General features: G+C 66.9%; 13 protein-coding genes. 2 read left to right on the top strand and 11 right to left on the bottom strand.

Annotation, left to right across the window (positions count from 1 at the left end):
* Positions 1–294: 294 nt before the first annotated feature.
* From pheT to ABZ942_RS39790, 3 genes are all read right to left on the bottom strand, one after another.
* Positions 295–2,799, bottom strand: coding sequence for a phenylalanine--tRNA ligase subunit beta (gene pheT / locus ABZ942_RS39800; RefSeq protein WP_357391422.1), 2,505 nt, complete (start codon positions 2,797–2,799; stop codon positions 295–297).
* A 33-nt stretch (positions 2,800–2,832) separates the two neighbouring features.
* Positions 2,833–3,894 (bottom strand): phenylalanine--tRNA ligase subunit alpha, encoded by a 1,062-nt coding sequence (gene pheS, locus ABZ942_RS39795; protein WP_357391517.1) that lies wholly within the window; start codon positions 3,892–3,894, stop codon positions 2,833–2,835.
* 353 nt (positions 3,895–4,247) lie between these two features.
* Positions 4,248–5,675, bottom strand: a complete 1,428-nt coding sequence (locus tag ABZ942_RS39790; RefSeq protein WP_357391421.1) for an MFS transporter — start codon at positions 5,673–5,675, stop codon at positions 4,248–4,250.
* A 64-nt stretch (positions 5,676–5,739) separates the two neighbouring features.
* Here ABZ942_RS39790 and ABZ942_RS39785 point away from each other — a divergent pair, with 64 nt between their 5' ends.
* Positions 5,740–6,357 carry a TetR/AcrR family transcriptional regulator gene (locus tag ABZ942_RS39785; RefSeq protein ID WP_357391420.1) on the top strand — a complete coding sequence of 206 codons (618 nt, stop codon included), beginning with the start codon at positions 5,740–5,742 and terminating at the stop codon, positions 6,355–6,357.
* Positions 6,358–6,682: 325 nt separating this feature from the next.
* On the opposite strand, the gene ABZ942_RS39780 is transcribed toward ABZ942_RS39785, so the two are convergent.
* The 4 genes from ABZ942_RS39780 to infC all read right to left on the bottom strand — a co-directional run bounded on the left by ABZ942_RS39780 (position 6,683) and on the right by infC (position 8,969).
* A complete protein-coding gene (locus ABZ942_RS39780; protein WP_357391419.1) occupies positions 6,683–7,480 on the bottom strand; it encodes an RNA methyltransferase in 798 nt (265 codons plus the stop codon).
* Positions 7,481–7,518: 38 nt separating this feature from the next.
* Positions 7,519–7,899 (bottom strand): 50S ribosomal protein L20, encoded by a 381-nt coding sequence (gene rplT / locus ABZ942_RS39775; RefSeq protein ID WP_107655317.1) that lies wholly within the window; start codon positions 7,897–7,899, stop codon positions 7,519–7,521.
* Between the two features lie 103 nt (positions 7,900–8,002).
* Positions 8,003–8,197 (bottom strand): 50S ribosomal protein L35, encoded by a 195-nt coding sequence (gene rpmI / locus ABZ942_RS39770; protein WP_040689021.1) that lies wholly within the window; start codon positions 8,195–8,197, stop codon positions 8,003–8,005.
* A gap of 58 nt (positions 8,198–8,255) precedes the next feature.
* Positions 8,256–8,969, bottom strand: coding sequence for a translation initiation factor IF-3 (gene infC / locus ABZ942_RS39765; RefSeq protein ID WP_357391418.1), 714 nt, complete (start codon positions 8,967–8,969; stop codon positions 8,256–8,258).
* A 369-nt stretch (positions 8,970–9,338) separates the two neighbouring features.
* Here infC and ABZ942_RS39760 point away from each other — a divergent pair, with 369 nt between their 5' ends.
* Positions 9,339–9,680, top strand: a complete 342-nt coding sequence (locus tag ABZ942_RS39760) for a DUF1844 domain-containing protein (RefSeq protein WP_357391417.1) — start codon at positions 9,339–9,341, stop codon at positions 9,678–9,680.
* Positions 9,681–10,016: 336 nt separating this feature from the next.
* Here the strand turns inward: ABZ942_RS39760 and ABZ942_RS39755 are convergent, their stop codons facing one another.
* From ABZ942_RS39755 to uvrA, 4 genes are all read right to left on the bottom strand, one after another.
* Positions 10,017–10,928 (bottom strand): alpha/beta hydrolase, encoded by a 912-nt coding sequence (locus ABZ942_RS39755; protein ID WP_357391416.1) that lies wholly within the window; start codon positions 10,926–10,928, stop codon positions 10,017–10,019.
* Entirely contained in the window at positions 10,925–11,356 is a 432-nt protein-coding gene (locus tag ABZ942_RS39750) for a helix-turn-helix domain-containing protein (protein ID WP_357391415.1), read from the bottom strand. The genes ABZ942_RS39755 and ABZ942_RS39750 overlap by 4 nt, the downstream gene beginning before the upstream one ends.
* 71 nt (positions 11,357–11,427) lie before the next feature.
* The gene (locus ABZ942_RS39745; protein WP_357391414.1) at positions 11,428–11,997 is read right to left on the bottom strand and encodes a hypothetical protein; all 570 of its coding nucleotides are present in this window, start codon (positions 11,995–11,997) and stop codon (positions 11,428–11,430) included.
* A 769-nt stretch (positions 11,998–12,766) separates the two neighbouring features.
* Positions 12,767–15,802: an excinuclease ABC subunit UvrA gene (uvrA, locus tag ABZ942_RS39740; RefSeq protein ID WP_357391413.1), complete on the bottom strand. Its 3,036-nt coding sequence runs from the start codon at positions 15,800–15,802 to the stop codon at positions 12,767–12,769.
* Between the last annotated feature and the right edge of the window lie 153 nt (positions 15,803–15,955).

Raw genomic sequence — 15,955 nt, 5'->3', positions numbered from 1 at the left:
CGCAGACCAACCAATGCGCAGCTGAGTGCGACAGCGTTCAACCGCGAGTCGGCCCTAGGCTGCGCACGTTCTGTCCCGCCGCGCACAGGTTGTGCAGCCGCGCAAGAAATCGCCCACTGATTCACGCGCGGCGGGCAAACCTGTGCGCCGCGCGCCAATCAGTGCGCGGCAGCGTTCAGCCAGAGGCAGTGCTGCGCTGCGCATGTGCTGTTCCGCCGCGAACGTGTTGTCCTGCCGCGCATGAAATCGCTGGATAGTTCGTGCGCGGCAGGGTGATTCGTGCGCGGCGGGCGGCTATCCGCGCAGGACTGCGCCGACGGCGTCGGCGGCGGCAGCTACCGCGGCGTCGCGGGCGGCGCTGGCCTCGTCCTCCGTCAGGGTGCGGTCGGTGGCGCGGAAGCGGAGGGCGTAGGTGAGGGACTTGCGGCCCTCGCCTGCTTGGGTGCCCTCGTAGACGTCGAACAGGGCGATGTCTTCGAGGAGGTCGCCGCCGCCGCTGCGCAGGGCCGATTCGACGGCGGCCGCCGAAGTCGCCTTCTCGACGCTCACCGAGACGTCCTGCAGCACCGCTGGGAACGGGGAAATCGTTGGGGCGGGGCGGGATTCGAGCAGCGGCAGGGCGTCGAGGTCTAGTTCGACGGCGCAGGTGCGCGGCGGCAGGCCGGAACGTTCCAGCACGGCCGGGTGCAGTTCGCCCGCGTAGCCGACGACATTGCCGTCCACGACCAGTTCGGCGCAGCGACCCGGGTGCCACGGCAGGTAGGCGGCGGGGCGGCGTTCGATGGTGACGCCCGCCGCATCCGCGACCGCATCGGCGATGGCGAAGGCGTCGGCGGCGTCGGCCTGGCGACCCTGGCCCCACGGCCCACGCGGGTCGCGGCGGCCGGTGAGGACGGCCGCGACGTGCACGGGCTGGGCGGGCAGCGAGTCGAGTAGCTCGGCGATCTGGTCGTCGGTGGGACGACGGTCGACCGGCAGCGCCTCGACCGGGTGCACGTTGTCGCCGGGCAGCACCACCTGGGCGATGCCGAAGATGGTGAGGTCGCGGACGCCGCGAGAGATGTTGCGGGTGGCCACTTCCAGCAGTCCGGGCAGCAGCGTGGTGGCCAGCTCGGCGCGCTCGACATCGAGCGGGTTCAGCACCCGGGTGCTCGCCCGGCGCGGGTCGTCGGCGGCCAGGCCCCAGGTGTCGAAGACACCGGCGGGCATGAACAACGGCGCGGGCACCTCGACCGCACCGGCGAAGGCCAGCGCCCGGCTGACCGCGCGGCGGCGGAGCTGAGTGGCGGTAAGACCACGCCCGGCGGGCGCGGTCGGCAGCACCGACGGGATCTGCTCGAGCCCCTCCAGCCGCAGCACCTCTTCGACCAGGTCGGCGGGCTGGGCCAGGTCGGGCCGCCAGCTCGGCGGCGTGACCTCCAGCTGACCGTGCCCGGTGGTCTCGTCGACGGCGACCTCGACGGTGCAGCCGATCTGGGCCAGCCGGCGCGCGGAGGTGCCGGTCGGGTAGACGACACCGGCGACGCGGTCGGCCCGGTCGATGTCCATCCGGATCGGCGGCGCGGGCGGCACCGGGACCCGAACGTCGGTGAGCGCGGATTCGACAGTGCCACCGGCGATTTCGGCGAGCAGGGTGGCGGCGCGGTCCAGCGCGACCACGTTGATCTCCGGATCGACCACCCGCTCGTACCGCTTGCCCGCCTCGGACACCAGCCGGTGCCTGCGCGAGGTGCGGTATACCAGCAGCGGGTTCCAGGTGGCGGCTTCCAGCACGATGTCGGTCGTTTCGGCGCCGACCTCGGTGGTCGCGCCGCCCATCACACCGGCCAGCGAGATGACGCCGGAATCATCGGCGATCACCACGTCTTCGGCGTCGAGGGTGCGCTCGACCTCGTCGAGGGTGCGCAGCGTCTCGCCCTTGTTGGCGGTGCGGACGACCAGGCCGCCGTTCACCTTGGCCGCGTCGAAGGCGTGCAGCGGCTGGCCGAGTTCGAGCATGACGTAGTTGGTGACGTCGACGGCCGGCGAGATCGGGCGCACGCCGGACAGCAGCAGCCTGCGCTGTAACCACCAGGGGCTCACCGCATTCGGGTCGATGCCGGTAACCCGGCGGGCCGCGAACCGGGTGCACTTGGACTCGGGTTCGAGGCGGATCGACCAGGCGTCCGGCTCGTCGTCCGGCAGGGTGCGCACGGCGGGATCGGCGTAGTCGAGGTCGAAGCCGCAGGCGAGTTCCCGGGCCAGGCCGCGCACCGAGAAGCAGTAGCCGCGGTCCGGGGTGATGTTGAGCTCGATGACCGTATCGTCAAGGCCCAGCAGCTCGTTCGCGTCCGCGCCCGGCTCGGCGGTGCCCGGCTCCAGCACCAGGATGCCCGAATGATCCTTGCCGATACCGAGTTCGGCGACCGAGCAGATCATGCCGTTGGAGACGTGGCCGTAGGTCTTGCGCGAGGAGATCGCGAAACCGCCGGGCAGCACACCGCCGGGCAGCACCACGACCACCAGGTCGCCGACGGCGAAGTTGCTTGCGCCGCAGACGATCTCCTGCAGCTCAGGATTGCCGACGTCGACCTTGCAGAACCGGATCGGCTTCTTGAACTCGGTCAGCTCGGTGATCTCGGCGACGCGGCCGACCACCAGCGGCTTGTCGATGTCGCCGGAGATCCGCTCGAGCTTGTCGAGTTCTTCGACCTCCAGACCCACCCGGACAAAGCCCGCGTCGAGTTCTTCCGGCGTCACCGACCAGTCGGGGTTGGTGCGCTGGATGATGTCGGTCAGCCAGGACTGCGCTACTCGCACTTGACGTTTCGCTCTCTCGATCGAAGGGTGGGGTCAGGACCGGATGCCGAAGGGCAGCGTGAAACGCACATCGCCCTCGACGATGTCGCGCATGTCCGGGATGCCGTTGCGGAACTGCAGCGTCCGCTCCAGGCCCATGCCGAACGCGAACCCGCTGTACACCTCGGGGTCGATCCCGCTGGCGATCAGCACCTTCGGGTTCACCATGCCGCAGCCGCCCCATTCGACCCAGCCCGCGCCGCCCCGCTTGTCCGGGAACCAGACGTCGACCTCGGCGGAGGGTTCGGTGAACGGAAAGTAGTTGGGGCGCATCCTGGTTCGGGTTTCCGGGCCGAACAGCGCCCGCGCGAACGTGTCCAGGGTGCCGCGCAGGTGCGCCATCGTCAGGCCCTTGTCCACCGCCAGCCCCTCCACCTGGGAGAAGATCGGGGTGTGCGTGGCGTCGAGCTCGTCGGTGCGGTAGGTGCGGCCGGGGCACACCACGTAGATCGGCAGCTCGCGCGACAGCATCGAGCGCACCTGCACCGGGGAGGTGTGCGTGCGCAGCACCTGGCGCGAGCCTTCCGGCGCGATGTGGAAGGTGTCCTGCATGGTGCGGGCCGGGTGGTCGGGCAGGAAGTTGAGCGCGTCGAAGTTGAAGTGCTCGGTCTCCACCTCCGGCCCCTCGGCGACCTCCCAGCCCATCGCGACGAACACGTCGGCGACCTGCTCGGAGATGACGGTGACCGGGTGCCTGGCACCGAACGGATGCCTGCGAGCGGGCAGCGTCACGTCGATCGCCTCGGCGACCAAGACCGCCGCGTCCCGCTCTTCGAGCAGGGTCGCGCGGCGCTGCTCGAATGCCTCGGACACCCGGGCGCGCGCGACGTTGACCCGCTTGCCCGCGTCGGCCTTATCGGTCTTCGGGATGCTGCCCAGCGCGCGTTGTGCCAGCGCGAGCGGTGCCTTACCGCCCAGATGCTCGGTTTTCGCGACCGCGAGCGCATCGAGGTCGGCCGCAGCGGCAAACGCCTTCTCGGCGGCCGCCGCCGCCGCGGCCAGTGCCTCCTCGGTCAGCGTCGCGTTCTGCTCGACTGCGTCGTTGTCGTCGGCCACGATGGTTCGACTCTCCCCTGGGGATCGGTTCGCGGGCACGGCTGGTTCCCTACCCACATTGCTGCTGGTGGAATCCTATTGGATGCGCCGTATCCGATTCACGCGGATTCCCCGGTGCGCGGTGGCGAACCGATTGCGCTGCATGTCAGGGGTGACATTGCGACGACGATCACATTCCCCGACGACAACTGCGGCCGATCCGCTGAGCAGGCTCCCCTCAGCCCTACTACTGGATCGGCCGCAGTCGATCGTCTACCGCGCCCGCGACCACGCTGTCGCCGAGCACCGCAGACCTGCCGATGCCTGCCGCTCCCCTACCGCGGCAGGCATCGGTGTCCCGAAGGCCCGTCGAATCAGGCCTGGTCGATCTTGGCGGGCAGCAGGAAGGTGATGACCGCACCGACCGCGACGATGGCGGCGCCGACCCAGATCGCGGGCACCAGACCGTCGACGTAGGCCTGCGGGCTGAGATATGAACCGTGCGAGGCGAATACGGATGCGAGAACGGCGATGCCCATGGCGACGCCGATTTCCCGGAGGGTGTTGTTGGTGCCGGAGGCCATGGCCCGGTCGTCGGGTGCGGCGCTGGCCATGACGACAGTTGCGCTCGGCGCGAAGGTCAGGCCCATGCCGATGCCGCCGACCAGGAACGGTCCGACGACGGCGCCGAAGCCGACGTCGACGGTGGTGATCGCCGCCATCCAGCCGAGCGCGATGGTCAGCAGTATCTGACCGGCGGCCAGCAGGGTGCGAGCGCCGACGCGGTCGACGAGCATCCCGGCGATGGGGGCGACCACCATCGGGGCCATCGTCCACGGCATAGTGCGGACGCCCGCTTCGAGCGGGCTATAACCCTGCACCACCTGGAAGTACTGGGCCAGCAGGAAGATCGAGCCGAAGACGCCCATGGAGAAGGTGAAGCTCGTTACGTTGCTCACCCGGTAGGCGCGGGAGCGGAACAGGCGCAGCGGCAGCATCGGGTCGGGTGTCTTCAGTTCCCACCCGATCAAACCGGTCAGCAGCACCGCGCCTGCGATGAAACTGCCGAGCACCGAGGCCGAGGTCCAGCCGTCGCCTGCGCCGTGGATGACGCCCCACACCACCGCGAGCACACCGCTTGCCGACAACGCCAGGCCGATCAGGTCGAGCCGCCTGGTCGCGCCGTAGGACTCGCGTAGCACCCTGGCCGCGAACGGTACGACGACGAGGCCGACGGGCACGTTCAGCCAGAAGATCCACTGCCAGCTCAGTCCCTCGACCACGGCACCGCCGACGAGCGGGCCGACCGCGACGCCGAGTCCGAAGATGCCGCCCCAGATTCCGATGGCCGCGCTGCGCATCCGTTCCGGTACAGCTGCCGACAGCAAGGTCAAGGACAGCGGCGCGACCGCTGCTCCGCCGAAGCCCTGCACGACTCTCGCGGCGATCAGCATCCACGGCTCGGTGGCCAGCGCACACGCCGCCGACGCCACGGTGAACAGCGCGATGCCCGCCAGGAAGATCCGGCGGCGACCGAGCCGGTCGCCGATCGCGGAGACGGTGAGCAGCAGTGAGGCAAAGGACAACGTGTAGGCGTTGATGAACCACTGCAGGTCGGACAGGGAAGCACCGAGTTCGGTGCGGATCACCGGCAACGCGTTGGTCACCACGAGGTTGTCCAGCGTGACCATGAACATCGGGATGCCGACGGCTGCGAGCACCGCCGCGACCGTGCGGCCACTCATCGGCTTGGTTGGCTCGATGGTCGCCGACGAGACGGCGGGTTCGAGAGTTTCGGTCATGACCGGCCCTTAGTTGTAATCGACTGATAACTAGTGAATCGAAGAGTATGCATCGACTGATAACATGTCAATACCAGCGGGCGGACAAGCGGAATGGAGCACGATGTCGAGTTCGACCAGGGTCCGGATGACCGCCTCGGAGCGCGGCGAGCAGGTGCTACAAGCCGCCGTCTCCGCCTTCGCCGAATCCGGCTACGCGGCCACCCGCACCGACGAGATCGCCAGGCGCGCAGGCGTTTCCCAGCCTTACGTGATCCGGCTGTTCGGCACCAAGCAGCACCTGTTCATCAGCGCGCTGCACCGCGTGTGCGATCGGATCGAAGAGGTGTTCCGTGCGGCGCGCGCGGAAGCGGAGCCCGACGCGACACCGGAACAAGGCCTGCACGCCCTAGGTCATGGCTTCGACACCTTCCTGGCCGACCGGGAGATGCTCCAGCTGTTCCTGCACGGCTTCGCGGCCAGCGGCGACCCCGCCATCGGCGACGAGGTGCGCACCCGCTTCGGCAACATCTACCAGTTGGTGCGCGACCTGACCGGCGCCGACGTCCACCAGGCCCGCGAATTCATCGCCACCGGCATGCTGCTCACCGTCCTGAGCGCAATCCAGGTGGCCGGCCCCGGCGCGGTCGCACCCCAGTGGGCAACCGAAATGCTGAACGACTGCGCGGTGCTCGACGATTGACCCGCCGCCGCACCACTCCTGACACCTGCACGCGTGTCAGCCCGACAAGTCGGCACGCGGGAAGTCAGAAGCCGTGCAGCCACTGCGGCCGAGCACTAACACGCGCAACACACCAATCGGCTCCCCCACGGTCGCACCACATCTGACACACGCACGCGTATCAGCCCGACAAGTCGGCGTGCAGGAGGCCAGAAGGCATGCAGCCACTGCGGTTGAGCACGCGCAGCACACGAATCGGCTCCCCTACGGCCGCACCACATCTGACACACGCACGCGTGTTAGTGCGGCGAGTCTTGGTGCGGGGAGTCAGAAGGCGTGCGGCGGTCTACTTGGCGTAGCGCACGCGGGAGTTCGCGTAGAGGCAGATGGCGGCGGCGGTGGCCAGGTTCAGGCTTTCGGCGCGGCCGCGGATCGGGATGCGGATGCGGTGGTCGGCGCGCTGTGTGACGGCAGGATCCAAGCCGTGCGCTTCGTTGCCGAACAGCCAGGCGACCGGCCCGGTGAACAGTTCCTCGGCGTCGTCGAGGTCGACCTCACCGTTCGCGGCCGTCGCCAGGATCGTGATGCCTGCCGCCGCAAGGGAATCCAGCGTCTCACCGATGTCGCGATGCCGCGCGATCGGCACATGGAACAGGCTGCCCGCGCTGGCCCGCACGCACTTCCCGTTGTGCGGATCGACCGAATCACCAGCCAGCACAACACCGTCCGCGCCGACGGAATCCGCAACCCGGATGAGCGTGCCCGCGTTTCCGGGTTCGGCCATTTCGACGGGCACGGCGAGCATCCGCGGCGCGGTCGCGAGCACATCGGCCAGCGGCACATCGATCAGCTCGCACACCGCGACAAGTCCTGGCGCGGTGACGGTTTCGCCCAGCTGCTGAGCGGCTCGGTCACTGACCAGCGTGGTACGCACGCCCATCCCGGCGGCACCGGCGACCAGTTCTTGCTCGCGGGCCGCGGCACCGGCAGAGTAGAACAGCTCCTGCACCCGGCCCGTATCCAGTGCGGCGGCAACGGAATTGGCCCCTTCGGCGAGGAAGAGCCCGCTCTTGCGCCGCTGCGCACCACGCTGCAGCTTGACAGCGGAAACGACCCGTGGATTGCGCTCCGAGAGCGCGTCCACGGGTCGTTCCGAAAGATATTCGCTTGTCACCCGGTGACTTACGCGGCAGGCGCGTTGACGTCCTGCGGCAGGGCGGCCTTGGCGATCGCGACGAGACCGGCGAACGCCTCGGCGTCGGAGACGGCGAGCTCGGCGAGGATCTTGCGATCCACCTCGACACCCGCGGCCTTCAGGCCCTGGATGAAGCGGTTGTAGGTGATGTCGTTCAGACGCGCCGCGGCGTTGATGCGGGCGATCCACAGCTTGCGGAAGTCACCCTTGCGCGCCCGGCGGTCCCGGTAGGCGTAGGTGAGCGAGTGCAGCTGCTGTTCCTTGGCCTTGCGGTACAGGCGCGAACGCTGCCCGCGGTAGCCCTTGGAGGCCTCGAGGATGGAACGACGCTTCTTCTGAGCGTTGACGGCCCTTTTGACGCGTGCCATGGGTCAGTCCTTTGTCGATCTAGGGGGCGCATGCGGCACCCGGAGGTTGGTCATTTGGTCGGCGTCCGGAATCCGGAACGCGGTTGCTTGCGAGGTCTCTAACTCAGAGACCGAGCAGCCTCTTCACGCGCGGGACGTCGACGGACGCGACGGCCTCCGTGCCATCCAGACGACGAGTCCGGCGGGTCGACTTGTGCTCGAGCAGGTGGCGACGGTTCGCCTGCTGGCGAAGCAGCTTGCCTCGGCCCGACACCTTGAATCGCTTCGAGGCGCCGCTGTGGCTCTTCATCTTCGGCATGGATTCCTCTATCTGTCTCGTCCCGGCGGCCCTTGCGGACCGCCGGCTCTTATCGGTATTACTGCGGCGGGTCGGCCTGCTCGGCCGGAGCCGCGGCGGGCGCGCTGTCTGCGGTGACGGCCTCAGCGGGCGCGGGGCTCGGCTGCGCAGCGGGCTGCTGCGACCGCGGAGCTGCGGACTCCTGCTGTGCCTTCACTCGCGTCTTCGCACCCTTGTGGGGCGCGAGGACCATGGTCATGTTGCGACCGTCCTGCTTGGCCGAGGTTTCGACGAACCCCAAGTCAGCCACGTCCGCCGCGAGGCGCTGCAACAGCCGGTAGCCCAGTTCGGGCCTCGACTGCTCACGTCCACGGAACATGATGGTGACCTTGACCTTCGACCCGGCCTCGAGGAAGCGCATGACATGGCCCCTCTTGGTCGCGTAGTCGTGGTCGTCGATCTTCGGGCGGAGCTTCTGCTCCTTGATCACGGTCTGCACCTGGTTCTTCCGAGACTCGCGCGCCTTCTGCGCCGTCTCGTACTTGAACTTGCCGTAGTCCATGATCTTGCAGACCGGCGGACGTGCATCCGGAGCGACCTCGACGAGATCGAGATCTGCCTCCATGGCGACGCGTAGTGCATCTTCAACACGCACGATCCCAACCTGCTCGCCGCTGGGTCCGATGAGCCGAACCTCGGGAACACGGATGCGATCGTTGATGCGGGTCTCAGTGCTGATGGGGCCTCCTAGGTCAAGCGGTGTCGTCAAGACGACCGCACGCAATAACTGCAACCCCTTTTCAACACAAAAGCCCCGGAGCGGTATTCCGCTGCGGGGCCCGAGGTCGACCGGTCAGCGCACGCCAAAGACTCGCGTGCGATCTTGTGCGCGGCTCTCGTGAGAGAACCCCGGCACAAGAAACCCGCCTCCGAGGAGGCGGGTGACCGGACCGTTTGACCTGACGATCGCTCGTCGGCAACGGTGGGAGTCGGGCTCCACTTATCAGCCCCAGGCTCGAAATCTTGGAAGAAGACACAACCAGGGGCGGTCGTCAGCGGAAAGTCTAACATTCTGTTCGGCTATCGCCGAATCGGCCCGGCGACCGCGCGTCGAGCTCGGCCGATTCATCTGGCCGCAGGTCGCGTCGCTAGCCTGATGAGCATGACAGAAGAGCTCGACAACTCCGTGCGCGAACTGGCCGACATCCCCGCGGTCGAGGTGATCAGCCGGGCCGCGGTGATGCTGATGAGTTCGGCGGCGGAGAAGCTCGGGCTCGCGGACGAGGATCCGGAGACCAGCTCGCGACGCGATCTGGACGAGGCGCGGCGGGTGATCACCGCATTGGCCGGGCTGGTCACTGCCTCGGTGGAGTACCTCGGACCGCACGCGGGCCCGATTCGCGAGGGATTGCAGTCGCTGCAGCGAGCGTTCCGGGAAGCGTCGGCACATCCAGACGAGCCAGGCAAAGGGCCCGGCGAGAAGTACACCGGCCCGGTCCACTAATTTTCCACTCTCGCCGTACCTGCCACCAACCGGCACGCCGCGCATGGATTAGCTTGCCGCGCACGAGCTTGCTGGCGAATTCATGCGCGGCCGGAGGGTTCGTGCGCGGCCGGAGGGTTCGTGCGCGGCACGGTGCGGATGGCTAGTGCCGCGTCTCGATACGTTGAACTATGAAACCCGACCGAAGGCGCCCTTCGGTCGGACTGAGGCGATGAAGGGCGCCTTCGGTCGGTGAACAGCGTCAGCATCTATCTCGACCGAGGGCGCCCTTTGGTTGGTTGGACGCAATGAAGGGCGCCTTCGGTCGATATCGCGCTGAGCATTCTGGGCGCGGCACTAGCGGGTCAGTGGCGGCTGGGGCTGGGGCTCATCGACGAGGAAGTTCAGTACCGGGTCGGCCTGGCCGAGGATGGCGTGGCCGACCTCGGGGAGCACATGCACTGTTGCGTTGGGGACACAGTGTCGGACTCGCTCCGCAGTTACTGCGGAGTCGAGCATTACGTCGCGGGCGCCGACTATTACCAGCATCGGCATGGTCAGGTGGCGGAGGGCGTCGTCGGAGAATATGGGGAGTCGCTCGGTGCGCGGCTTGTACTGGGTGAAGGTGAGCACAACGTCGTCGAGGACTTGTTCGGTCAACTTTGTGTCCAGGCCGGTGGCGATGCGTGTGGTCTGCCGGACGCCGCGACGTCCAAAGAAGCGGAGGCACAAGGCTAATGGAAGCCAGCCCATTTTCTGCGCGCCGATACCGCCGGGGCACAGCAGGGCAAGGCGCGTTATCCGCCCCGGCCTGCGGACGGCATAGTCCAGCGCCACCCAACCACCGAGGGAGGCGGCGACGACCGAAAAGGTTTCGAGCCCAAGACTTTCCAGCACATCGTCAAGCCAGAGCGCGAGGCGATTGGAGTCGAGGGGCGGGCGTGACGGCGCACTGGCACCGGCCTCGCCGATGATGTCGACTGCGTAGGTGCGGAAATGCTGTGCCCAGGAGGTGATCTCGTCGCGCCACATCGTCGTGTTCGCGCCTGAGCCGTGCAGCAACAGCAGCGGCGGCGCGTCCTGCGGGCCCGAGACGACGACGAAGGTCTCCCCCTCCCGAGTCGGAATGCGTTGGTGTTCAGCGGGTACGGGCCATTCTCCGAGCAGTTCCTCGTAACGCTCGCGGACCTTGCGCGCCCCGCTCTCGGACTTGTAGATCTTGGCCATGCCACCGCCGCGACGCGCGGTGTCGACGTTTCGCTCGCTCATGACGCGAGCACCCCTCCCATGTATTCGAGCAGCCGAGCCGTATCGGCAAGGCCGCCAAGGACAATGACTTTCAGGCGGGCCCGCTCCGCGTCGTACGCCGTTTCGATCCGCAGCGGCTCGTCCTCCGTCGACCGAGTGTTGGCCGCACCCATCAGCAGGGTGGTCAAGCGGTCGGCCAGCTCGGCGCCGACCGCCTCGACCTGAACGATGCTCGACACCTCGGCGTGCCGCTGCCGCCGCACCGTTTCGCGGACCGGCGCAGGCACCGGCAGCCCGGTGAACGCCTCCAGATCCGCCTCCGCGATCCGATACTGCTTCCCGATCCGCACCGCATTGAGCCGCCCGTCCCGCACGTAGTTGCGGATCGTCCGGACGTGCAGGCCGAGACGTTCGGCGACTTGCTCCACTGAGTACAGGCGATCGGTCACTAAACAACCCTAAACTTCCCTATCAGACATCGCAATAGGGAAGTTTAGGGAAGATCATGCGATCGAACGTGTCAGGCCGCACTGCGTGGAGGGTTCACCGTGACGGTGTCGATGTGGCAGCGGCGGCCGTCGGTGGTTGTGGGCGGGGTGATGGTTCCGCCGGTTCCGGTGTAGGTGAGCTCCGGGGTGAGGCAGCTTTGTTTGGCTTCGTTCTGGAAGGTGATTGTGGTGTCGGAGAAGACGAGTCGGTTGGGGATCGTCGCGTTGTCCCAGGGCTCGATCGCGAACAGAGCCATGTTCTGCGCCTGCTTGGCCATATTGATGGAGTAGCGCACCGAACCCGATTGTCCGGTAATGGTTTGCGTCCATACGCCGGTCGCCGAGTCCAGGGCGATGTCGACGTCGAGGGCCTCCCCAACCTTCAACGACATCGCCCGCCCGGAGTGACAGTCGGCGTAGCGCGGGTCTTTGGAGTACACGTTGACGTACTGTCCGGAAATCCACCAGGTGGAGTAGGTCGGCGGCTGCTGCACCGGCGCACAGGCATCACCCCACGTGAGCACGGGCTGCAGCACGCCGAGTCCGATCGGATAGTAGTTTCTGCCACCTTCGCGAGGCTCGAGCCCCGGCCACAAAAACATTGTCCCCACCCTGGGCGGTTTCGGCGGCACCGTGAAATGCGTCTGCAACCGAACCATTTCGTTGGCAGCCGGAATCTTGAAATAGATCCGCGACTGCTGATCCGGTTGCAGCGGTATCGGCTGCGTCCTCGGCGCCATCGATCCGGGCGGCGCCGGAGTAGTCGGCGGCTCCGCGAACGAACTGGGCACGGCAACGAAACCCGCTGCCACTATTGCGCTTACGACCGTGACAAGATGACGAGCCACAGCTCTATGTTTAAGGTTCACACCTACAAATGGAATCACAAGTTATTGCCCCCACAAGCACCCGCGACTGGGGAAAAGCAAAGGCGCAGGCCCAACCTTCCCCAATTGCCCCTCGAAAGCAATTACCGAACGAAGCTCACATCGTTTAGATAATCCGCCCACCCTCTATACGCCCGGGTGTGCAGCTTATTCAAACGGTGTACACACCACACAAAGAGTGTGTGCATTCAGACCAACGACCAAACCTTCGCTCAATATCCCAACTCTCCGAAGGGCTCGAAAAGAGCACCGCAGCACCCGCCCACCCGGTACAGCGGGTGGGCGGGGCACAGAAACGGTGCTCGCCTGACCGACGGGGTTGTGCGATGGTCGGGGTCGGTGATCAACGGCGACAGTTGCACCCGCTCTTGGGATCTGCACTCGGAATAGGGCCCCAGAGTCAGTGCAGATCCCGAGTGAGAGTGCGGATCGTAGTGTGGTGGGGCGCGAGCGTGTGCTCGAAAGTGGTTCGCTTGCTAGGTGGTCAGCGCAGGGCTGCGGCCTTGCGGGATAAACGCTTGGTCGCGGTTTTCGCCGCGGCTTGCGCTTCGGTGGGCTTGTCGGCCGCCGCCTTGGTGGCCTTCTTCGCGGGAGCCTTTTTGGCGGGTGCCTTGGTGGCGGACGCCTTCTTCGCAGGCAACTTCTTCGCGGCCACGGGTGCGCCCGCTTGTTCCAGCGCCTCCCGGAGGAACTGGCCGGTATAGCTTTCGGCTACGGCGACAATGTCTTCCGGGGAGCCCTGCGCGACGACCATGCCGCCGCCGGAGCCGCCTTCGGGGCCCATGTCGATGACCCAGTCGGCGGTCTTGATGACGTCGAGGTTGTGTTCGATGACGATGACCGTGTTGCCCTTGTCGACCAGGCCGTTGATGACCTTGAGGAGCTTGCGGATGTCTTCGAAGTGCAGGCCGGTGGTCGGCTCGTCGAGGATGTAGACGGTGCGGCCGGTGGAGCGTTTCTGGAGTTCGGCGGAGAGTTTGACGCGCTGGGCCTCACCACCGGACAACGTGGGCGCGCTCTGACCGAGCCGCACGTACCCGAGCCCGACATCCACCAGCGTCTTCAGGTAGCGGTGGATCGAGCTGATCGGCTCGAAGAACTCGGCGCCCTCCTCGATGGACATGTCGAGGACCTCGGCGATGGTCTTGCCCTTGTAGTGCACCTCGAGGGTTTCCCGGTTGTAGCGGGCGCCGTGGCAGACCTCGCACGGGACGTACACGTCCGGCAGGAAGTTCATCTCGATCTTGAGCGTGCCGTCGCCGGAGCATGCCTCGCAGCGACCGCCCTTGACGTTGAAGGAGAATCGGCCGGGCTGATAGCCGCGCACCTTCGCCTCGGTGGTCGACGCGAAGAGGGTGCGGATCTTGTCGAACACACCGGTGTAGGTGGCCGGGTTCGAGCGCGGGGTGCGGCCGATCGGCGACTGATCCACCTGAACCAGTTTGTCCAGGTCGTCGAGCCCTTTGATCCGGGTGTGCCGACCCGGCACCTGCCGCGCGCCGTTGAGCTTGTTCGCCAGCACGGTCGCCAGGATGTCGTTGACCAGCGTCGACTTGCCGGAACCGGAGACGCCGGTGACCGCGGTGAGCACGCCGAGCGGGAAGTCGACGTCGATGCCGCGCAGGTTGTGTTCGGTCGCGCCGACCACGGTGAGCAGTCGCTTCTTGTCGACCGGACGGCGAACCAGCGGCAGCTCGATCCGCTCCCGGCCGGAAAGGTAAGCGCCGGTGAGTGATTCGGGCTCGTTGAGCAGCTCCTGGTACGGACCGCTGTGCACCACCCGGCCGCCGTGCTCGCCGGCCAGCGGGCCGATGTCCACCACCCAGTCCGAGGCACGGATGGTGTCCTCGTCGTGTTCGACGACGATCAACGTGTTGCCGAGATTGCGCAGCCGGGTGAGGGTTTCGATGAGCCGCCGGTTGTCCCGCTGATGCAGGCCGATGGACGGTTCGTCGAGTACGTAGAGCACGCCGACCAGCCCGGAACCGATCTGGGTGGCGAGCCGGATGCGCTGCGCCTCACCGCCGGACAGCGTCGCCGCGGCCCGCCCGAGCGACAGGTACTCCAGGCCGACATCGAGCAGGAACCCGAGCCGCGCCTGCACCTCCTTGAGCACCTGCCCGGCGATCGCGGCCTCGCGCTCCCCCAGCGTGAGCGAGTTCAGGAACTTGGAGCACTCCCCGATGGACAGGTCGCTGACCTCGGCGATGGACTTGTTGTCGCCGCCCGCGTTGATGGTGACCGCGAGGATCTCCGGACGCAGTCGGGCGCCGTTGCAGACCGGGCACGGCACGTCGCGCATGTACCCGTCGTAGTGCTCCTTCATCTGCTCGGACTCGGTGCTCTCCATGCGCCGCTGCAGGAACGGCATCACGCCCTCGAAATCGGCGTAGTACGAACGCTTCCGGCCGTACCGGTTGGTGTAGGAGACGTGCACCTGGTCGGAACTGCCCTCGAGCACGGCCTTGCGCGCCTTCAGCGGCAGGTCTTCCCACGGGGTCTTCATCGAGAAGCCGATGGACTCGGCGAGCCCGGACAGCAGCCGGGTGAAGTACTCCGCGGTCTGCCCGCGCGACCACGGCGCGATCGCACCGTCGTTCAGGCTGAGCGCCGGGTCGGGCACCACCAGGTCCGGATCGACCTCCTTGCGAATGCCGAGACCGGAGCAGTCCGGGCAGGCGCCGTAGGGCGAGTTGAACGAGAACGACCGGGGTTCCAGGTCTTCGATGTCGAGCGGGTGCCCGTTCGGGCAGGCCAGGCGCTCGGAGAAACGGCGTTCCCGGTCGTGCGCGTGCTCGTCGCGGTCGACGAAGTCCAGCACCACGATGCCGTCGGCCAACCGCAGCGCGGTCTCGATCGAATCGGTGAGGCGCTGTTTGGAATTCGTTTTGACGGACAGGCGGTCGACGACCACCTCGACGTCGTGTTTCTCCTGCTTCTTCAGCTTCGGCGGATCGGTCAGCGGATACACCACGCCGTCGACCCGGACCCGGGAGTAGCCCTGTGTGTTCAATTGGTCGAAGAGGTCGACGAATTCACCCTTGCGGGTACGCACCACCGGCGCGAGCACCTGGAACTTGATGCCCTCTTCCATGGCGAGCACCTGGTCGACGATCTGCTGCGGCGTCTGCTTCTCGATCAGCTCGCCACACACCGGGCAGTGCGGGGTGCCGGCCCGCGCGTACAACAGACGCAGGTAGTCGTACACCTCGGTGATGGTGCCGACGGTCGAGCGCGGGTTGCGGTTGGTCGACTTCTGGTCGATCGACACCGCGGGCGAGAGGCCCTCGATGAAATCGACGTCGGGCTTGTCCATCTGCCCGAGGAACTGCCGCGCGTACGCCGACAGCGACTCCACGTATCGCCGCTGTCCCTCGGCGAAGATCGTGTCGAACGCCAGACTCGACTTGCCGGAGCCCGACAGTCCGGTGAACACGATGAGACTGTCGCGGGGCAGGTCGAGGTCGACCCCCTTCAGGTTGTGTTCCCGAGCTCCGCGCACAGTGAGGCGTTCCGCCACCAGGTGAGTCCCTTCTCGATCGTGTTCGGGTGAACCGACAAACGGGTCCAGACGTATCCGGCCGTCATGCTAAACACACCCACCGACAAGTTTGGCTCGTCCGGGGCGTACCAGCGACAACAGTGCTCGCATCAGCGATATTGCGGTGCGCTC

The sequence above is a fragment of the Nocardia sp. NPDC046473 genome (genome assembly GCF_040645995.1).
Taxonomy (GTDB): Bacteria; Actinomycetota; Actinomycetes; order Mycobacteriales; family Mycobacteriaceae; genus Nocardia.
The sequence above is the reverse complement of the archived record's forward strand: the minus strand, read 5'-3'. Positions and strand labels throughout refer to the sequence as shown.